The following is a 20,353-nucleotide window of genomic DNA, read 5'->3' as shown; positions in this document are numbered from 1 at the left end:
GCCTCACCTTGAACGCGGCGAGTTGATGTCTTATGCCCGTCGCAACCGGAGGCGCAGGGAGCGGGCACATGAAGGAGATTATCGAGGGAGGATGTGGCTGCGGTGCCGTGCGGTATGCCCTTACCCTTGACCGACTGCCACCGACCTATGCCTGCCACTGCCGTGATTGCCAGACTTGGTCCGGAAGTGCCTTCAACCAGGTGGCTCTCTTGCCCGAGGCTCTGCTCACCGTATCCGGCCCCGTCGAGATCTGCGAAATCACCGGGCCGAGTCGCCGGGTGTCGCGCCAGCGGATATGCGGGGTCTGCCACACCCGCCTCTACAGCACCAATAGCGCGCGGCCCGGGACGATAGGCTTACGCGCCGGCACACTGGACGAAAGCGATGCCCTCGACGTCGTGGCGCACATCTGGGTCAAGCGAAAGCAGCCTTGGATCACGATCCCCGACGGCGTGCCGGCTTGGCCCGAAAGCGCACCGCCAGAGCAGTTTGCGCAAAGTCTGGCTCGCCGTTGACGAACCGCGCTGCGTCATTGGCGACTTGCTGCGACTGTGAAGCAGGACCTCACCACGATCCAGCATACCCTTGAGGCCTGTATCTGTTTGCCGCCTGTCAGCCCGGCACAGACGAGACCTTCGCGCTGGCGCTGCCGCGGGTGAGTGCCGACACGATGACGATCTTTCTGGAGCACTTAGGGGTGGGAACAAGAACCGTTCCCAATGACACGGTAACGCAGCACGTAGCCAGAACGTGAACTCCTCAGTCGGCCGAGAGGCCTCCGTGATGGCTGAATACAAGTCGGATCTATGGGGCTGAGCCCATTATCCAGGGCAGAAGAACGGAAAGGGAAGGGGCTTGCTCACCAAAGCGTCGTGCGTGAGAGTGTGGCGCTACGCGGGGAGGTTGGACGAAGCAGTTAGTGCACCAGTTTCGAGTGGGTACCAGATCGACGCGGGTCTCTCTGGGTCTACCTTGCGGATCAATCCTTCAGCCGCGTCAGGAACGTTGCCAATGCGTTCGCACTAAATGTGTCATTGAGTACAGATCTTGTTCTAACCCCCAAGATGGGCAACGGCTATTTGCTAACGCTGCTCGTAGGCGGGGCGACCGCCGTGATCTCCGCTATGCTCGCACGAAGGCTGTGGCAGGTTCCACCTGGGTCAATGGCCTTTTGGCCCGAAAGCCAGTTCGGGTTGTGGCGATTGCATTGGCCAACAAGACAACTGGAATTGCCTAGGCGCTTCTGTTCAGAGGAAAGGTCGACCGATCTGCTGTACCGGCTACTATCTATCTGCTCCTGTATCGTTTCCACGCCCAATGTAAACCATTGGGATGTCGCTAGCGATATCGTTAAGCTTCGGTGGCTCCTTGGTGGGATCCTGTCTAACCCGCAACTCCTCCTCGCCTGGACGACGCACCTGATTTCGGAGCGGCAATTGAGTGTCGGAGGCGGACCGCAGTTGCGAATTCCGTCGTCTCGGGCGGCTCTGTTGTGCCTCCGATCGCGTGAATAAGAAGGCGTGCTGCGGCCTCGCCCATGGCTCTGGCAGGCTGTGCGACGGTCGATAGGGCAGGATCGAGCAACTCTGCGGACGGGATGTCGTCAAAGCCCGTGAGGCTGATGTCCTCTGGGATTTGCAAGCCCAGTTCGCGGCAGCGCCGTATGACACCCACTGCCATAAGGTCGTTCGCGCATAAAATTGCCGTCGGCCGCTTGTTCTTTGCGCCAGCGAGGAGTTGTGTTGCGGCACCATAGCCAGATGCTTCAGAGTAATCGCCTGGTACCACAGGTACGGCGTCCGGATTGAGCCCAGCTGCAGCAATCGCCTCTCTGTATCCTGCGAGGCGCTGCTCGCTGGTCCATAGCCGCGGTGGGCCGCCAATGATGGCCAACCGCCGATGCCCTGCCGCCAGCACCTCTTGCGCGATGGCTCGGGCGCCTGATCGGTTCTCGGCCCTAATAAATGGAGCATCGACACCAGGCAGGCTTTCATCCACAAACACCATTGCGCCCCGGCGAGCCATTTCGAGCAACGACGGACTTGGAAGCCCGGAACCTGATAGATAAATCATTCCGTCCAGTCGCTTGGTCCTTAGCACACGGGCATAGTATTCCTCTCGCTCAACTTGGGCCTCTGTGATGCACAAGACGAGCAACACATCGCGTTCAGCCGCGCCGCGCTGTACGCCTTCGGCGACAGCCGCGAAGAACGGATTGCCCAAATCTGGCACGACGAAGCCGATGGCTGACGCCCGGCCCTTCGTCAGGTTGCGTGCTGCACTGTTCGGCTCGAAGCCAAGTTCGGCCACGCAGCGAAGAACGTGCTGACGGGTTTCTTCCGCAACTGCGCCGTTGTTGATTGCGGCACTCACGGTGCCAACCGATACGCCTGCAAGTTTCGCAACATCGCGAATCGTTGGTCTCACCCGTTTGCCCAGGTCACGGGTCAGAGGAGGCCGAGGTACCTTTGATTTCTTCGAATTGCGAGCGCGGTCAGCCACAGCTTGCTCCAGCTTGGTTGAGCATGGGATCACCTCGGAGTTCTTAGAAGGCCGCGCAACAGCTCCTAGAGCTTGCCGGTTTTCCTACAGCTCGAGAGGTTTGGTTCAAGTAGCATTCGGGATCGGAGCTAAGACCTCTCATTCGTCAAAGGCAGCCCCAATCTGCCGTTTCCATAATCGACTCCTGAAGCGGTTCAAGCAAGTGGCTTAAATTGTAGTCAGTGCACTCTGCGCTTCGGTGTAAATGGCCCGGAAAGCGGAATGAGCGACTTGACACCTGAAACGGTTCAGATCTAACTTTTTGTGAAGATGCCAGTACCGGCCGACGAGTGGCAGACGGTACTCATGCCGGATTGTGTCTGACGATAAAACACACCGAGGAACTGTCGAGATGGCAAAGAAAAAGGCGCTGCTGCTGGGTGAGAGCTGGATGAGTTCCGCGACCCACTACAAGGGGTTTGATCAGTTTGGTAGCGTGACGTTCCATCTCGGGGCAGAGCCGCTTGTTGCGGCGCTAAAAAACAGTCCGTTTGAGCTTACCTATATGCCAGCGCACGAGGCGGTGAACGGCCTTCCCTTCGACCTGGAGGGGCTCAGCACCTACGATGCGATCATTATTTCCGATATTGGCGCAAATTCCCTCCTTCTGCATCCTGACGTATGGCTGACCGGCAAGCCTGTGCCAAATCGGCTGAAGCTGTTGCGCACCTGGACCGAAGCCGGAGGCGGCCTTGTGATGATCGGCGGGTATTTCAGCTTCCAGGGAATCGACGGCAAGGCGCGCTGGCACAGAACTCCAGTGGAGGACGTCCTTCCGGTGGAGTGTTTGCCGTATGACGACCGTATCGAGGTTCCTGAGGGGTTCTCGGCCGTGATTACGGGAGCTTCCGACCACCCAATCCTTCAGGGCCTCGATGGTGAGTGGCCGCTTCTGTTGGGGGCTAATGAGGTCACGGTGCGCGAGCGTGCTGACGTCGAGGTGCTGGCGCGCTTGCCAGACAGCGAGGGTGGACATCCGCTACTTGTGACCGGGAGCTACGGTGCTGGCCGGAGTGTTGCCTGGACCTCTGACATTGGCCCGCACTGGCTGCCAACCCCATTCGTGGAGTGGCCCGGCTATACCCGCCTTTGGACGAATGTCCTCAACTGGGTAACCAAAGCAGCCTAAGGCGGTGGGGTTAGAGGAGCGATCAACCATGACACCCCCACTCCTCGTCGCGGAAGGCATCTCGAAGCGGTTCGGCGCATTAACGGCACTAACCGGTATCAACCTTGAAGTACGGGCAGGGGAGGTGTTGGCCCTGCTCGGCGACAATGGAGCCGGCAAATCGACCTTTGTGAAGGTCCTTGCCGGAGCTCACCCGGCAACCGACGGAACACTGCGGATGGATGGGGTTCCGGTGGCCTTCTCCTCGCCGCAGGATGCGGCCAATGCCGGCATAGCAACGATCTACCAAGAACTCGCGCTTTCCGAGAACCTCTCCATCGCGGAGAACGTATTTCTTGGCCGCGAATTGGTGTGGCAGGTGGCCGGAGTGCCCTTTCTCCGGCGACGGGCCATGCAGGAGCGCGTGGCCGACCTCCTCCACGAACTTGACGCCCATATCTCCGATCCGGACGCCCCCGTCGGCAGCCTGTCCGGCGGGCAGCGCCAGGCCGTGGCCATCTGCCGGGCGCTCAATCTCAATGCGCGGCTCATTATCATGGACGAGCCCACAGCTGCGCTCGCCGTCGCGGAAACCCGCAAGGTGCTGCAGCTCATCCGGCGGCTTTCCGGGCGCGGCTGTGCCGTCGTTCTCATCAGCCATAACCTGTCCGATGTCTTCGAGGTTGCCGACCGCATGGTGGTGTTCCGCCGAGGCCGCAAGGTGGCCGAGCGCACCCGTGCTGGCACCGATCACGAAGAAGTCGTTTCCCTGATAACGGGTGCCCATCCGGACGTGCGGGCTCTCGAGCAACAGCAATCATAAAAAGCGTCCTACCAGAGGTAGATCCATGCTCAAGTCACTTGCAGTCACCCTTTCTGCAACAACGCTTCTCACCTTTGTCTCTGGCGCTGCCCTGGCCCAGGAGAAGCGCGTTGCCTTCGTGCCGCAAATCGTCGGCATACCGTACTTCAACGCGATGGAAGAGGGCGGCAAGAAGGCCGCTACTGAGCTCGGCGTGAAGTTCATTTACTCTGGCCCGGTCGATACGAACCCGGTCGACCAGTTGCAAATCGTGCAGAACCTGATCAATCAGGGTGTCGAGGCGGTGTCGGTCAGCGTGCTCGATGCGTCAAGCATCGGCCCAGTGGTCGAGGCCGCGAAAGCCAAGGGCGTGAAGCTATTCACATCAGACAGCGATGCGCCGGATTCTGGGCGGGCTCTCTATGTTGCTCAAGCGACCGACCAAGGGCTCGGCTTCACGATCATCGATGAACTGGTCAAGCGCGTTGGGCCAGAGGCCAAGATCGGCATCGTTTCAGGGGAGGCGACGGCATCCAATCTCAACACTTGGATCCAGTTCATGCAAGAGCGGGCCAAGTCGCAATACCCGAAGCTGACACTTCTCGCCCCGCAGTTTGCAGGCGGTACGGCGCAACGTGCGTCTCAGATCGCCACAGACCTGATGGCGGCCAATCCTGATCTGAAGGCCGTGATCGCTGTTGCCTCGTCGACCTGCCCAGGCGTCGGTCAGGCCATCGAAACGGCTGGCAAAGTGGGTAAAGTCATTGGGACCGGCTATTGCAGCCCCAATACGGCTCGCTCGTACATCAAGAGCGGCGCCATGGGCTTCACGGTGCTATGGGACCCAGGCGCCCTCGGCTACCTGACCGTATGGGCGGGCAAGCAGCTCATCGATGGCAAGACCCCAGCGGCCAGCAACACAATCCCGGGTTTCAGCAAGCCAGTGACATACGACGCTAAAACGGGCGTCTTGCTTCTAGGGGACCCGGCGGTCTTCACAGCCGAAAACGTGGACAAGTTCAACTTCTGAGCCGGGTCCATGCGGCGGCTAAATCAATACGCGCGGGCTTTTGGCCGCCGGGAGCTCACCCTTGCAGGGGCATCGGTGGTGGCGATCATCGTTTTCGCCACCACATCTCCGTACTTTGCGACGGCGGATAACCTCGCGACGGTTTTACGGAACAGCACTGAGCTGTTGCTGGTCAGCCTCGGCATGACCCTGCTCCTGGCGATGGGAAGCATCGATGTGTCGGTTGGCATGGTGCTAGGCCTTGCTGCCATTGCCGTCGGGCGCCTGTTGCAAGCAGAGATTGATCCACTCTTAGCGGCCTTGGCCGGCCCGCTGGCCGGTGCCGCTCTCGGCTTGATCACAGGACTTGTTGTTGTCTTCGCCAATATTCCAGCAATTGTAGCGACACTTGGCTTGCTCGGAGTTTATCGCGCCGCAATCTTTCTGGCGCTTGGCGGTGGTTGGTTATCGGGGCTGCCAACAGGCCTGACCACCTTGTTGTCTTCAAAACTCGCCGGAATTCCTGTCGCAGCTCTGGTCGTCGCAGGCGCCTATGGGGCTGTTTGGGCAGCCTTACGACGCACGCCTTACGGCCCGCATCTTCTGGCAATTGGCCAATCTGAGGACGCTGCAAGGCTCGCCGGCATCACGGTCCGCCGAACACGGGTTGCGACCTTTGTGTTGAGTGGCGTCCTCAGCGGCCTGGCTGCAACCTTCTATGTTGGCACCTACCGCAATGTGGAGATGACCATCGGCAGCACACTTGCGCTCGATGCCATTGCTGCCGTGGTCCTAGGAGGCACCAGCATCTTGGGCGGGCGCTGCAGCCTTCTCGGAACGGCGCTTGGCGTTCTCTTGCTCCGGCTGCTGCAGAATGGCTTGCTCATGAGTGGCGTCCCATCCTTATGGCAGACGGTGGTAACGGGCGTGCTGCTCTTGACTGTTTTAGGGCTAGAGCGCGTTGGTAGCTTCATGCCATCGGTGCGCCGGGCGGGGAGGTCAGTCTGATGGTATCCTCCCACTCTCTTCGGGGCCAACTCACTCTCGCCATCCTCATTGCCCTGTGGGCGGTGGTCATTGGAGGCCTTGCCGTTCTCCAGCCCGGCGCTCTTGGCGTCTCCACGCTCACGACCGTGCTGCAGTTCTCGACCATCCTCGCCTTGGTCGCGCTCGGGCAAGCATTGGTCGTCTTGTGTGGTGGGGCTGGGATTGATCTATCCGTTGGCGGAACAGTGTCACTGGTGGCAATCCTCGCAATGCTCGCTGTACGAGCGGGAATGCCCGGATTTCTGGTGCCGCTCGTGTGCCTTACCGCTGGAGCTGGCCTAGGTGCCGTCAACGGTTGGCTCGTCGCCCGCTTGAATATTCTGCCCCTCATCGCGACGTTGGGAACGTTCTTCGTCTACTCTGGTGTTGCCGTCGCGATCACAGGAGGCGCTGCGGTGAGCGGAGTTCCAGCCTTCCTGCTCCCGTGGGGGCGTGGAACAGTCCTTGGTATGCCGCTGCCATTCCTTGTGACGGCTCTGCCGGCATTTTTGATAGCCATCGTCTTGCTCGGCACGACCACATGGGGACGCTGGATCTATGCCATGGGCTTTAATGAACGATCGGCCCGGCTCGTTGGCATCCCTGTCGATCGCACGCGGCTTCTTCTCTACACCATCAGTGGTCTCTTGGCCGGATTGGCCGCCCTGGTTTCACTCGCTTGGCTCGGCAGCGGGCGTCCCAATATTGGGCAAAACCTTGAGCTCACATCATTGACGGCGGTGCTCCTCGGCGGTGTCTCGATTTTTGGAGGGCGAGGCAATGTCGGCGGCGTCCTCGCCGCTGTTCTCCTCCTTGTAACCCTTCAAACCGGCCTCTTGCAGCTCAACGTCAACAGCGTATGGCAAGTGGGCATTGTCGGTGCCTTGCTGGTGGCCGTGCTGGCGGCGGATGGCCTCACGAATCGACGGAGATAAAAATGGCTTCACTGGAAACACGCATCTCAGAGGCCGTTGAGGCCAATGCTGACCGCATTGTCTCGACCTTGTGCCAGCTGGTGGGCTTCGCGTCAGTGGTCAAATCCAACCCCAGAGAGGCGGGACCAGGCGAACGCCTATGTCAGGAGTACCTTAAGGAGCGGTTGGAAAAGATCGGTTTTACCACTGACCTGTGGGATCCTGATGGCCCTGCTCTCTACGAGAAGTACAAAGGGCGACCTGGCGCCAACAAAGGCCGCACCTTCGAGGGACGCCCGAATCTCGGTGGCACGCTGAAAGGCAACGGCGGCGGGAAGTCGTTGATGCTCACCGGCCACATCGATGTGGTGCCACCTGGAGCTCTGACCCACTGGGCCACGGATCCATTCAAGGCCGAGGTAAAGGATGGGTTCGTCTATGGCCGAGGCACGGTCGACATGAAGGGCGGCGTGGCCTGCATGCTCATGGCCATAGAGCTCCTGAAGGAAATCGGAGTCGAGCTTGCCGGAGATGTGGTGTTCACCACAGTAGTCGACGAGGAAATCGGGGGCATGGGCTCGCTCGCCATGGTCGACCGTGGATTTCGAGCGGATGCAGGCATTATGACCGAGCCAGCAGCGAACCGCATCGCCCCGCTGTGCCATGGGATCCTGTGGGGCCGGATCATCGTGGACGGCATTGGTGGCCATGCCGAACTCACGCCGGCCAGTTGGTACAGCACCGGGCCCGTGGATGCCATCCAACTGTGCCGCCAAGTAATGGACGGAATCGACATCCTCAACCGGCGCTGGATGTTCGACCCGACGAAGAACCATCCCTTAATGGATCTGCCAAACCAAGTGATTATCACGCAAGTCAATGCAGGCGAGCATCCATCGTCGATGGCTGGGCGCGGCGAAATCATCATCGACGTCCAGTACCTTCCGCACGAAAAGGACGAATTTGGTCTCGGTGGCAAGGTGAAGCGGGAGGTTGAGGAGCACATCGCCGCCGTGTGCCAGGCGGATCCTTACCTCAAAGCACATCCGGCTCGTGTGGAATGGATCCTCGATGCGGATTGCGCGGAGGTCCCGGCCGAGCACCCGTTTGTTGAAGCCTTCCAAGGGGCCGTCGAGACGGCTGGCCTGTCGCCCAAATTGTCGGGCTTTGGCGCCCACAGCGATATCGGGTTACCCACTGGCCTGGGCGGCACCCCAACCGTGAACTTTGGACCAGGGGATCCAGCACAATCGCACCAGCCTAACGAGCGCGTGGCGATCACAGATCTTGTCGCATGCACGAAGGCAATTGCGCTGACCGTCGCCCGTTGGTGCCAATAAAGCAGGCCCACTGCTCCCTTGACTTCTCGACCGAACCGGCTGTCAATTCTTAGGTGAATGCCTCAGCCTTTTATCGATCAAACAAGAGTTTGCCTCGATCCATGAGCTCAGAATGCAGGATCATGACCCTCCGGTTTGCAGCGTCTCGCTTTGGTCTGAAGGCTGGCCTCCGGGCAAATTCTCGGGAGGTGCCGCTTGGGTTGGAAGCCGGCCAAAGACCTCTAGAAGCGAAACGGAACAGGGCTGGTAGAGCGGCCTGTGCCCCGGAGTGTCCAGCCGTGATCCGTGTCATGGAGGCAAAGCAGGATGCCATGATCCCCATACGGTTGACGACTGGGAGATCAGCAAGCACAGGCGTTAACCCGATACAGAGCCCCAGGGCGATCGGGCAATTAACAGCAGCCTGCCGCATGGGTCTTCCTGCCGGCGTGCGCCCAGGAAGCATCAACCCGGGCAGGCTGCCAGGCAATCGTTGTCCAGAATTCGGGGAGGGCGCAAGGCTTATCCGCCGAGTGTCGCACCATTGAACTCGTGAGGCGGTAGTCTCGCGACGCCGTCTCCGAAAAGAGCCCGCACAAGGGGCATAACAAAGAGGAGAACGGTACATGTTGAAGAAGATGACCCGACGCACCCTCGTCGGCGCCCTTGCAGGCATCACCCTCGCGGTGACAGCCGGCGCATCCTACGCCCAACAGCCTACGATTGCCCTGGTCCAGATCAATCAGCAGGCTCTATTTTTCAACCAGATGAACGACGGCGCCAAGAAGGCAGCTGATAAAGCAGGCGCCAAGCTCGTGATCTTTAATGCCAACAATGATCCAGCAGCCCAGAACAATGCGATCGAGACCTACATCCAGCAGAAGGTGAATGGCTTGATCGTGGTGGCGATTGACGTCAATGGCATCATGCCGGCCGTGAAGGCTGCCGCCGCCGCCGGCATTCCAGTCGTTGCAGTTGATGCAATCTTGCCCGAAGGCCCCCAGAAAGCGCAGGTTGGCGTCGACAACGCACTTGCGGGCAAGATGATTGCAGAGCACTTTATTAAGTACGTCGACGCTGACCTTGGTGGGAAGGCTAAGATCGGGATTGTCGGCGCTCTCAACTCCTTCATCCAGAACGTTCGCCAGAAGGGCTTTGAGGATACCATCAAGGGGAACAACAAGATCACCGTCGCCGGTGTGGTGGATGGCCGAAACATCCAGGACAACGCACTTGCAGCGGCGGAGAACCTGATGACCGGCAACCCGGACCTGAATGCGATCTATGCGACCGGTGAACCGGCGCTCCTCGGTGCCATTGCGGCCGTTGAGAGCCAAGGCCGTAAAGACAGGGTCAAGATTGTCGGATGGGATCTGACGGCCCAGGCCATCAAGGGCATCGATGAGGGCTTTGTCGTTGGCGTGGTCCAGCAGGATCCTGCCGGCATGGGAGCAGCAGCCGTTGATGCCCTGGTGAAGGTCAACAAGGGCGAAACCGTGGAGAAGAATATCGCGGTCCCCGTGACGATTGTCACCAAAGCCAACATTGACCCGTATCGCTCGGTCTTCAAATGAGCACGACAACGCGATCGGAGGCGGCTGAAGCCGCCTCCGCACTGACGTCCTCAAGCGCAGTGGAAGCCCCGCGGGTGTCGCTGCGTGGGATCCGCAAGGTGTTTGGCTCAATTGAGGCACTGCGAGGCGTCGACCTCGACCTCTTTCCTGGGGAGTGCCTTGGACTTGTGGGCGATAATGCTGCTGGAAAGTCCACGCTCACGAAGGTGCTCGCCGGAACGTACATTGCAGATTCAGGCACGATTTCGATCGACGGACAGCTAGCGCAGTTCTCCGGACCAGCCGATGCGCGGGATCGCGGGATCGAGATGGTCTACCAGGACCTGAGCCTGTGCGACACCATTGACGTGGCCGGCAATCTCTTTCTTGGCCGGGAGATCACCCGAAACGGATTTCTCGACCAGGCAACGATGCGCCGTGAGGCACGCCACATGCTGGACAGCCTCGGCATTCGAATTCCCAACCTATCAGCCAACGTGGAAAAGCTCTCCGGAGGGCAGCGCCAATCAATCGCGATCGCCCGGGCCGCATCCTTCAACCCTCGTGTGCTCATCATGGACGAGCCCACATCGGCGCTGGCGGTTGCTGAGGTCGAAGCGGTTTTGGCACTCATCAACCGTGTGAAGGCGAGTGGTGTCGCCGTCGTGCTCATCACCCACCGGCTCCAGGATCTGTTCCGCGTCTGTGACCGCATTGCCGTAATGTATGAGGGCCTCAAGGTTGCTGAGCGCCGCATTGGCGAGACAAATCTCGAGGACTTGGTCCGCCTCATTGTGGGCGAGGGACATGCCGCATGACGACCTATTCGACCCGGCCGCTGGGATCGCGCAGAGCTGACTTCCTAGCGACCCACGCCCAGGTTCTTTCGATCGCCGCCTTTTTTGTGGCCTGCTGCGTCTTCTTCGGCTTTACGACCGATGCGTTCCTCAGCACAGGCAACCTTCTCAACCTGGTCCGGCAGGCTGCGCCAATGCTGATCGTCGCTGTTGCGATGACCTTTGTGATCACGACCGGTGGCATTGACCTTTCGGTTGGATCGACGGTCGCACTCGTGAATGCCCTGGTTGCAATCGCCCTGCAGGCGGGTCTGCCCTGGCCGATTGCCGTGATCGGTATGTTGCTGGTTGGTGCTCTCATCGGTCTCTTCCAGGGGTGGTTTGTTGCCTACCAGCGCATTCCGTCCTTCATTGTGACCTTGGCAGGTTTGTCAGCCTTGCGCGGCATTGCACTCCTGATGACCCAGGGGTTCTCGATCCCCATCGCGTCCGAGGGCTGGTTTACGCAGATCGGCCGGGGCTGGTTCCTGGGCATTCCCATGCCAGCCTTTATTGCTGCCTTGGTTGTGGTGATCGGCGGCATTGTTCTCAGCCGGACCCGTTATGGACGGCAGGTGATTGCGGTGGGTGCTAACGCCGAGGCTGCAAGGCGCGTTGGCATGCCAGCCCAGAAGGTTGTTGCATCAGTCTATGTCCTGACGGGCCTTGCCGCTGCCCTGGCCGGCATCATCATTGCGGCCCGCCTGAGCTCAGGTTCATCCAATGCTGCCGTCGGCTTTGAACTCGATGTTATCGCCGCCGTCGTCCTCGGAGGCACCTCCCTCATGGGGGGGCGGGGCACAATCCTCGGCACAACGCTTGGGGCCCTGACAATCGCGGTTATTGGCAATGGGCTTATCCTGGCTCATATTTCGCCGTTCTTCACCCAAATTGTGACCGGAGCCATCATCTTGATTGCCATCTGGTTGAACACCCGCATTTTCACCCGCCTTGGGACCCGGCGGCTTCCATCATGACGGAGAACTCTATGTCTGCCGAACTCGCGCCCACGCATGTGCGGTCTGGGAAAGTCATGACAGTGCTCGGCCCGGTCGACGCCGACGACCTCGGCGTAACGTTGATCCACGAGCACCTGTTGAACGACTGCCGCTGCTGGTGGAACAAGCCCGTCGAGCCAGAGCGGCAGTACCTCGGATCGGAGCCCGTCCATGCCGCAATCCTCGGCGAGCTCAGGATGGACCCGTTTGTCAATCTTCATAACTGTGCTCTTGATGATGAAGAGTTGGCCATCGCCGAGCTGAAGCCAGTGGTTGATTTGGGAGGGCGCACTGTGGTGGACCCCACCTGTCGAGGGATCGGGCGCAACCCCGAGGCGCTCGTGCGCATCGCCCGGGCGACAGGGCTGAACATCATCATGGGCGCCGGATACTACCTTCAGACCTCCCATCCGCCAGAACTCAGAGGCATGAGCGCGAATGATGTCGCCGACGAGATCGTGCGCGAGGCCCACGAGGGTGTGGACGGGACCGGCGTTCGCATCGGCCTTATTGGGGAAATCGGCGTCTCAGGCGATTTCACCTCCGAGGAGGAAAAGTCATTGCGCGGGGCCGCACGAGCCCAGCATCGGACGCAGCTTCCCCTGATGGTTCACTTGCCGGCCTGGTACCGGCATGCACACCGGGTGCTCGATATCATCGAAGAGGAAGGCGGCGATGCCCACCAGACATTGCTTTGCCACATGAACCCATCGGGGGGGGATATCGACTACCAAACAAGTCTTGCTGCACGGGGAGCATTCCTTGAGTACGACATGATCGGCATGGATTACTGGTATGCCGACCAGCAGGTTCAATGCCCGTCGGATGAGGACAATGCGCGTGCGATCAAGCGGCTGATTGATGCCGGCTTCTTGGCTAACCTCCTGCTCTCGCAGGACGTCTTTTTGAAGATGATGCTGACTCGCTATGGCGGCTTCGGCTACGGCTATGTTCAGCGGCACTTCCTGCCGCGGCTGAAGCGGCATGGCGTCACGGAAGAACAGCTCCAAACGCTCATGGTGAACAACCCGAAACACGCCTTCTTCGCGGGATGAGGTGGCCACGGCTCGTCTCATTACCGACCAACCAGGCGCGATGGTGGGCGGTTTCGCCCACTATTATGTTCCGCACCACTCGCACACCACCTGCGAGTAAATCTCAGCTGCAATCTCGATGTTCGTAATGAGGCAGTATTCGTCAGTCTGGTGCGCTTGACCCGCCTCGCCGGGCCCTAAGATGACCGTTGGACACCCGCCATAAGCCGGCTGCAGGACGGACGCATCCGTGAAATAGGACACGCCAATCGGTTCGGCACCTGAGTCACTGGTGTAGGACAGCAGGACGTCAGCAACGCAGCGCACGAATGGATCATCGGGGTTCGTTCCGACGGGCGGCATATCGGCAAGGCACGCGTCGAGCTCAACGTCGGTGCCGAACACCTGCTGGAGGCTGGCTCTCGTACTTTCATGATCCATGCCCGGCAGGGTGCGAACATCCAGCGTGAACGTGCAGGCATCTGGCACTGAGTTCACATTCTCCCCACCATGGATGCTGGTCACGGTTGCCGTCGGCTTCCCGAGCAAAGTATGCGGAGGCTGAGCAAAGAGATTGTTGCCTTCGAGTGCTGCAATCGCTGTTATAGCCTTGGTTACAGCATTGATGCCCAGATGGGGCATGGAGCCGTGTGCCGTTGTTCCCCTTGTTCGGTAGCGCAAGTGCAATGCCCCTTTGTGCGCTACGGCAAGCCTGTTGTTGGTTGGCTCCCCAACGAGGAGGCCGCTTGCACCTCCAAAAACGCCAAGCCCTGCCAGGTGGCGTGCTCCAGCCGAGCCGGTTTCCTCGGCGGCGGTGATGACGAGCGACAATCCCCGTTTGAGTAAATGCCTGGCCCGGGCTGTGGCCGCAGCGACCAACATCGCAGCCACAGCAGCCTTCATGTCCGAAGATCCACGTCCATACAGCCGATCGCCTCGGATTTCCCCGTAAGGATCAAAGGACCATGATGCCGCGCCCAAGGGAACGGTATCCAGGTGTCCCGTGAACACGAGAGGCGCCAAGTCGGCGTCTGTTCCGGCAAAAGTGGCAATCAGGCTACTGCGCCCTGGTGCAAAGTCATGGCGCTCAATTGAGAAGCCGTGCTTCTCCAAGAACTCCGCCACGTACAAAGCAGCAGCCTGCTCGTCACCCGGTGGGTTAACGGTCTTAAACCGGATCAAGTCGCTTGCGATCTCAATAGGATTCATTGCTATCATGCTCCGGCGTGATTGATGCCAAGATAATCATGCCCGTCGCGCATCGGGCAAGGCGTTCCATAAGGGAAGTCTCATGTTGAGCTTGCGGCGGAGCGGCATTCCATGCCGAGCCTCCTAATGCAAGTTCACGCAGGTACCTGACCCACTCAACTGTCGCATTACGAGAAAGCCGAACACAGGGAACTCCCATCGCCTGGTCCCTTATGAGGGTCACATGAACCCTGAAGGATGCAATCCTGCGGGGGATCGCCATTTCCACGCTCGAGACTTAGCCATTCGGGCCAAGAAGGGCTTCGGCCTCGGCACGGGACGGCATTGAGGAGGCCGTGCCAGGCCGCGTGACAGAGAGACCAGCAACGGCGCACCCAAATCTCGCTGCTTCCAAGACTGGCGCGCCGCGGGCTAGCGCGGCTGCAAACCCACCATTGAAGGCATCGCCAGCTCCGGTGGTGTCGACTACAGCTCCGGCTGTCAGAGCGGGGATTGGTGTCGACATCTCAGCCGAATGAACGAGCACACCCTTGTCACCGAGGGTGAGGATGGCGCAGCCCACGCCCAGGGCAAGAATCCGATCGCCTGCATGCCGGGCACTGTCGAGATCGCTCACAGTGATACCGGTGATGGCACTCGCTTCGCTTTCATTGGGCGTGACGTAATCGCACAATGGCCACATGGATTCCGGAATACGGGCAGCGGGCGCCGGGTTGAGGACCGTGAGAAGTCCAGACGAGCGCGCGAGTTGGAGGCCTCGCTCGGCGGCTTCAACAGGCTGTTCAAGTTGGGTCATGAACACATCTGCGCCGATGATTGCGTCTTGAGCTTGGTCGAGATCTGAAGGCTCGAGCCGTCCAGCCGCGCCGCTTTCCACGATGATTGCATTGTCACCCGTGCTCTCGTCGACGAAGATAAAGGCAGCTCCGGTGGGAGCATCCTTGTCCACTGCCGCGCGTGTGGTGTCGATTCCTTCCGTGGACCACATCTCGCGGGCCATGGCTCCAAACGTATCGGCCCCAACGCGTGTGATGAGGCGAACCCGAGCGCCGCTGCGCGCTGCGGCCACGGCTTGGTTGGATCCCTTGCCACCCGGTCCGAGAGCAAACCCTTTGCTGAGCAGGGTTTCGCCAATGTTCGGCAGGCGCTCGGCCCGGAATGACAGATCGGCCGCGAAGATGCCTAGAATGGTGACGGTTCCAGTAAAAGCGGGCTTGGACATCAGCAATCTCTCCGGTTGACCTAAAGCGCGAGGGCGCAGCCGTCCTTGCGCGGATCGGACCCGGCTGAGAAAATGCCGCGCACGTGGTCGAGAAGGATCGCCTGACCACCACCCCATGGCGCGTCGCAGGGCTGTATTGGGTGGCCACGTCGGGCCAATTCCTCCACGACGGCCGCCGGAATACCGCGCTCCGGTTCAAAAGCAGCAGCCGTGCGGAAGCCGCGAGGCGCATCGAGTGCCTCCTGCACGTCCATTCCATAATCAACCAAGTTCTGGAGGACATGGACTTGGCCGACAGGCTGGTAGGCCCCGCCCATGACCCCAAACGATAGCCAGGGCTTACCGTTCTTCATCGCCATGCCCGGAATGATGGTGTGAAGCGGGCGCTTGCGGGGTGCGACGCAGTTAGGATGCCCGTCAGCCACCCGGAAGCCCGCGCCCCTGTTCTGGAAGGCAATGCCTGTCTGTGGACAGACCTTGCCTGTCCCAAACGCATGGAAGAGCGAGTTGATGAGCGAGCAGACGTTGCCGTCTTTGTCAGCAACGGTGAGATAAACGGTATCCTGATGATGCACGCGGGGAACCAATGGCTCCGCCCGCATCGCTCGGTAAGGGTCGATAAGCTCCCGAAGCCGCATTGCGAATCCCTCCGAGAGGAGTTCCTCCACGGGCACGTCTCCGAAGGCGGGATCTGCGATGTAGGCATCCCGCACGCCATAAGCGAGCCGGCTCGCTTCAATCTGAAGATGGAAGCGGTCGGCGCCAACTGGATCGAGACTGGGTATGTCGAAGCCTGACAGGATATTCAGCATCACGAGGGCCGTAAGTCCTTGACCACTCGGCGGAATCTGGACGCAGTCTACGCCGCGATATCGGGTTGAGATCGGTGTCACATAGGATGAGCGGAACTCGGCAAAATCCTTCAGGGTGTGATAGCCGCCGAGCCGATTGAGGCTTGCCACAAGCGTCTTGGCGATCTCACCCTCGTAGAAGGCATCACGCCCCTCGGCCGCAAGAATGCGTAATGTTTTCGCCAGGGCAGGAAACCGGATGATATCCCCAGCCTTGGGAGTTTCGCCCGCAGGGGTCAGAAGATGGGCGCGCGCACCCTCATCACTGGCTAACTTTTCGACTTCCCGTGCCCAGTCCGTTGCTACCCGCTCGGCCAAGACGATACCGCGTTCCGCATATTCGATTGTGGGAGCCAGCACATCCGCAAGGCTGCGCGTGCCGTGGTCCGCAAGAAGGCGCGACCAAGCGTCAACGGCGCCCGGGATGGTAGCAGCATGAATACTGGTGAGGGCAATTTCGGACTCACCCGCTGCCTTAAGGCGAGCAGCGTCTAGGCCGGCGGGAGCCCAGCCGCTCCCGTTGATCGCATGAAGCTTTTGCTCGTCGGCGCGCCATATCAACGCGAAGCAGTCGCCTCCAATCCCGGTATTGTGTGGCTCCAACACCGACTGCAACGAACAAGCCGTGATCGCTGCGTCCACGGCATTGCCATCGGACCGCAACACCTCCAAGGCTATATAGGTTGAAAGTGGATGGGATGTCGCAGCGGCGCCGCCGGCACCCTGCGCAACGGAGCGTCCTGGTTGGTGAAGATCACGCATGGTGCGATGTCCTTGATCGATCAGACTACAGGGGAAGAGCGCAGGTGTGCCATCTCCGCTCGAGTTGGGAAGGATGGAGATGTGCCAGGCCGCGTCACGGAGAGGGAGGCGGCTGCAATGGCAAGGGAGAGTGCATTCGCGACGGGTTCGCCAGCAGCAATGCCCGCCGCCAACGTACCGACCGTGACATCGCCAGCTCCGGCCGTGTCGACGGCCTCAACGGCCGGCGCCGGGATGGTGACAACACTACCCCCTGTCGACAACATCGCGCCGGCTGCTCCCAGTGTGACGATGGCGCAACCGGCGCCAAGCGCGAGGAGTTCGGTGAGTGCTGCCTCACCAGCCTCGCCAGTGAGGCTTTGCGCCTCAGGCTGGTTTGCCACAACAATGTCGACTGCTTGGAGCAGGAGCCGCATATCCCATGCGATCGGGGCTGTGTTGAGGATTACCTGGGCACCGCGCTCCCGCCCGAAGCGGGCAGCCGCCATTGTCACAGCAGCCGTCAGGTTTCCCTGGAGAACGAGGACATCGCCAGCTGTAACAGGAGCCAGCCTGGCCAATGCTTCGTCTTCGCGGAGACCACGCGCGCAGGCCGCGGACGACACGATCATGTTCTCACCGGTATCCGCAATCCAAATGGATGACACGTCAGTCGGCGCAGCAACTATGCACCAGTCGACGGCCAGACCATCCTCAGACGTGAGTGCGGCACGCAGAAAGGCGCCATCGGGGTCGTCCCCAATCGCAGCGACAAGGCGAACGAAGGCTCCTGCACGGGAGGCGGAGAGGGCTTGGTTTAAGCCCTTTCCGCCTGCACAGCGCTCGATTCCCGCCGACAACAGAGTCTCTCCGGGCTTCGGAAATGCCGAAACCCTTTGGAGGAGATCGACAGTGGCGTTTCCGAGCACGGTGACACGGCTCATGGGCGCAGCTTTCGCACGATAGACATGAAGTCTGCGACCCGTTCCGGATCAACCTCGTTCCACCACGATCCACCGTGCTTGAGGGAACTCGCAACAATCACGGCATCGGCGTACTCGAAGATTTGGCCGACGTTATCGCGGGTAACGCCACTTCCGACCATTACAGCGAGGTCCGTCGAACGCTTAACCGTAGACAGATCGTCAATAGCCGCACTGTCGCCTGTGCGTTGCCCAGTCACAATGACGGCATCGGCGTCGAAGAATTCCGCATCACGGGTGAGCTCCGGCAAGGAGCGGTCAGCGACGATCGCATGGGAACCGTGCTTAACGTGGACATCCGCGAAGATCTTAACGTCGCGGGCCCGCAGCCAGGCGCGATAACGACTTGCTGCGCCCGCCTTTCCCTCCATGAAGCCTTCATTGGCGACGTAGGCATTGGCCCACTGGTTCACACGGACGAAGTCCGCACCAGCCGCCTTGGCGGTAGCGAGGGCAGCCACGGCTCCATTCGCGAGAACATTGATGCCGACTGGGACTTTGATCTCGTGGCGCACCCGATCGGTCATGACAGCCATGACGGCTGCGGTTTCCGGGCCAAGCTCATCCGGCTTCGCGAAAGGAATGTCACCATGATTCTCGACAATCAAGCCGTCGACCCCGCCTTCGCGATAACGTCTCGCTTCGGCGACAGCATGGGCGTAAATCCTTTCAATCGGGTCTCCGTCATAGTGTGGCGAGCCTGGCAGTGGCAGCGCATGGATGACGCCGACCACCACTTTCGTTCTACCAAACAAGGTTTCTATGGCGTTGGGCTTAGAACGAAAAATGGAGGAAGGGTGGGACACGTGGAGCTCCGGATGGCTAAGGATGGGAGGTTTTTGGCTGGGGTGCCGATGTGACATTCCGCTGTAGCGCGGCGGTGAACTTGTCCAAGGAGGAGTAAGGTTTCCATGTGCCTAGATGCGCGCCCGAGGGGCTACGTGTCACACCCGCGTCGGGGGAGCTGAGGACGCGCTCAATTTTTGGCAGGCGGTCATCCAGGAGCTGAATGGCTCCCTCGACCCGTGTGCGCGTCCTACCCGAACATGCGATGGGTTTCCCCAGCTCGCGTGAGACGGTGCCTTCACGGAATCCCGAAAGCCGAGCCGCCTCGGTAATCCTGGCGGACAGTTTATCCTGTTGCTTCATCCAGGCCGCCTCCCGGCGCGCACCTGCCGCAACAAAGCAAGCCGGCGCCGGTATGCCTCGGACATGCGGCCTTCATCATCGGAGAAAAGCGTCAGTTGCTCAAGTTCGTGTGCACGCAAGCATGCGGCGCGATGGTCTCCCTCGCGCCAGGTATCGAGGGGTGGCTGGCGTTCAGTGCAGGGCTCAATCCGATGCGGGCAGCGCGAGGAAAACTGACACCCGGCTGGCCGGTTGAAGGGGCTGGGCGGCTCGCCTGCGACAATGCGGCGTTCGACCCCGGCGCCTGGGACAGGACTCGGTGAAGCAGCGAGCAACATGCGGGTATAAGGATGGCGGGGATTGCTGAAGATCTGAGCGGCTGGCCCAGTCTCAACCAACCGGCCCGCATAGAGCACGCCCACTTGGGTCGCCAGATGCCGAACCACTGCCATGTCATGTGAGATGAACAAGTAGGACACACCGAGCCGGGAGCGAAGCTCGGTGAGAAGGTTTACAACCTGAGCTTGGATTGACAGATCGAGTGCCGAGACGGGCTCGTCGCAAACAATCAAGTCAGGCTCGACGGCAAGAGCGCGTGCGATAGCGACGCGCTGGCGCTGTCCCCCGGAAAACTCATGCGGGAAGCGCTCAGCCTGGTGAGCGCCTAGGCCAACAAGCTCCAGAAGTTCTACCACTCGGTCGCGGACTGCGGCCGGAGGCCTTAGCTCGTGCAGGCGGATGGGGGCCGCAATGGCTTCACCGATACGCACGCGAGGATCAAGTGAGCTGAATGGATCCTGAAAGATAATCTGCATGCGCCGCCTGAGGGCCCTAAGCTCGGGCGCACTCTGGGCGCGTAGATCAACCCCGTCGAAGGTAATATGTCCTGCGTCGGCCTCGATGAGGCGCAAGACGAGCCGCCCAATGGTGGACTTGCCCGAGCCACTCTCCCCCACCAGCCCAAAGGTCTCTCCCCGACCGATGGTAAAGCTGACATCGTCAACGACGGTTGCGGTGCGACCGCGGCGGAAGAGGCCGCTGCCAGACACATAAGTCTTCGTCAGTCCGTCGACGGAGAG

General features: G+C 60.3%; 18 protein-coding genes. 11 read left to right on the top strand and 7 right to left on the bottom strand.

All coding sequences use genetic code 11. From position 1 onward, the window contains the following. Positions 1-68 precede the first annotated feature (68 nt). Positions 69-515 carry a GFA family protein gene (locus OC446_RS24655; protein ID WP_262031657.1) on the top strand — a complete coding sequence of 149 codons (447 nt, stop codon included), beginning with the start codon at positions 69-71 and terminating at the stop codon, positions 513-515. Positions 516-1,383: 868 nt separating this feature from the next. On the opposite strand, the gene OC446_RS24650 is transcribed toward OC446_RS24655, so the two are convergent. Next, positions 1,384-2,427, bottom strand: coding sequence for a LacI family DNA-binding transcriptional regulator (locus OC446_RS24650; protein WP_262031658.1), 1,044 nt, complete (start codon positions 2,425-2,427; stop codon positions 1,384-1,386). A 466-nt stretch (positions 2,428-2,893) separates the two neighbouring features. Here OC446_RS24650 and OC446_RS24645 point away from each other — a divergent pair, with 466 nt between their 5' ends. From OC446_RS24645 to OC446_RS24600, 10 genes are all read left to right on the top strand, one after another. Then, a complete protein-coding gene (locus tag OC446_RS24645) occupies positions 2,894-3,670 on the top strand; it encodes a glutamine amidotransferase (RefSeq protein WP_262031656.1) in 777 nt (258 codons plus the stop codon). 28 nt (positions 3,671-3,698) lie between these two features. After that, a complete protein-coding gene (locus tag OC446_RS24640) occupies positions 3,699-4,472 on the top strand; it encodes an ATP-binding cassette domain-containing protein (protein ID WP_262031655.1) in 774 nt (257 codons plus the stop codon). A gap of 25 nt (positions 4,473-4,497) precedes the next feature. Further along, positions 4,498-5,481, top strand: a complete 984-nt coding sequence (locus OC446_RS24635) for an autoinducer 2 ABC transporter substrate-binding protein (protein ID WP_262031654.1) — start codon at positions 4,498-4,500, stop codon at positions 5,479-5,481. A 78-nt stretch (positions 5,482-5,559) separates the two neighbouring features. Then, the gene (locus OC446_RS24630) at positions 5,560-6,468 is read left to right on the top strand and encodes an ABC transporter permease (protein ID WP_262031653.1); all 909 of its coding nucleotides are present in this window, start codon (positions 5,560-5,562) and stop codon (positions 6,466-6,468) included. After that, positions 6,468-7,421, top strand: a complete 954-nt coding sequence (locus OC446_RS24625; protein WP_262031652.1) for an ABC transporter permease — start codon at positions 6,468-6,470, stop codon at positions 7,419-7,421. The genes OC446_RS24630 and OC446_RS24625 overlap by 1 nt, the downstream gene beginning before the upstream one ends. 2 nt (positions 7,422-7,423) lie before the next feature. Further along, on the top strand, positions 7,424-8,740 hold the full coding sequence (locus OC446_RS24620) for a M20 family metallopeptidase (protein WP_262031651.1): 1,317 nt from the start codon (positions 7,424-7,426) through the stop codon (positions 8,738-8,740). Positions 8,741-9,345: 605 nt separating this feature from the next. Further along, positions 9,346-10,293, top strand: a complete 948-nt coding sequence (locus tag OC446_RS24615) for a substrate-binding domain-containing protein (protein ID WP_262031650.1) — start codon at positions 9,346-9,348, stop codon at positions 10,291-10,293. Beyond that, complete coding sequence (locus OC446_RS24610; RefSeq protein ID WP_262031649.1) at positions 10,290-11,090, top strand: ATP-binding cassette domain-containing protein; 801 nt, start codon at positions 10,290-10,292, stop codon at positions 11,088-11,090. The genes OC446_RS24615 and OC446_RS24610 overlap by 4 nt, the downstream gene beginning before the upstream one ends. Continuing rightward, the gene (locus tag OC446_RS24605; protein ID WP_262031648.1) at positions 11,087-12,085 is read left to right on the top strand and encodes an ABC transporter permease; all 999 of its coding nucleotides are present in this window, start codon (positions 11,087-11,089) and stop codon (positions 12,083-12,085) included. The genes OC446_RS24610 and OC446_RS24605 overlap by 4 nt, the downstream gene beginning before the upstream one ends. Positions 12,086-12,096: 11 nt before the next feature. Further along, complete coding sequence (locus OC446_RS24600) at positions 12,097-13,161, top strand: phosphotriesterase (RefSeq protein ID WP_410055124.1); 1,065 nt, start codon at positions 12,097-12,099, stop codon at positions 13,159-13,161. 63 nt (positions 13,162-13,224) lie between these two features. Here the strand turns inward: OC446_RS24600 and OC446_RS24595 are convergent, their stop codons facing one another. From OC446_RS24595 to OC446_RS24570, 6 genes are all read right to left on the bottom strand, one after another. Further along, positions 13,225-14,349 carry a M20 family metallopeptidase gene (locus tag OC446_RS24595; RefSeq protein WP_262031646.1) on the bottom strand — a complete coding sequence of 375 codons (1,125 nt, stop codon included), beginning with the start codon at positions 14,347-14,349 and terminating at the stop codon, positions 13,225-13,227. 277 nt (positions 14,350-14,626) lie between these two features. Then, a complete protein-coding gene (gene rbsK / locus OC446_RS24590) occupies positions 14,627-15,571 on the bottom strand; it encodes a ribokinase (RefSeq protein ID WP_262031645.1) in 945 nt (314 codons plus the stop codon). Positions 15,572-15,591: 20 nt separating this feature from the next. Then, the gene (gene ggt, locus OC446_RS24585) at positions 15,592-17,184 is read right to left on the bottom strand and encodes a gamma-glutamyltransferase (protein ID WP_262031644.1); all 1,593 of its coding nucleotides are present in this window, start codon (positions 17,182-17,184) and stop codon (positions 15,592-15,594) included. Between the two features lie 20 nt (positions 17,185-17,204). Next, positions 17,205-18,107, bottom strand: coding sequence for a ribokinase (locus OC446_RS24580; protein ID WP_262031643.1), 903 nt, complete (start codon positions 18,105-18,107; stop codon positions 17,205-17,207). After that, a complete protein-coding gene (locus tag OC446_RS24575) occupies positions 18,104-18,952 on the bottom strand; it encodes a BtpA/SgcQ family protein (protein ID WP_262031642.1) in 849 nt (282 codons plus the stop codon). Before OC446_RS24575 ends, OC446_RS24580 begins: the two co-directional genes overlap by 4 nt. Before the next feature lie 339 nt (positions 18,953-19,291). Further along, positions 19,292-20,353, bottom strand: a 1,062-nt coding sequence (locus OC446_RS24570; protein WP_262031641.1) for an ABC transporter ATP-binding protein, incomplete at its 5' end; no start/stop codon positions are given.

The organism is Microvirga sp. Mcv34, from assembly GCF_024519725.1.
In the GTDB taxonomy this organism is placed as follows: Bacteria; Pseudomonadota; Alphaproteobacteria; order Rhizobiales; family Beijerinckiaceae; genus Microvirga.
Note: the sequence above shows the minus strand (reverse complement) of the source record. Positions and strands in the feature narration are given on the sequence as shown.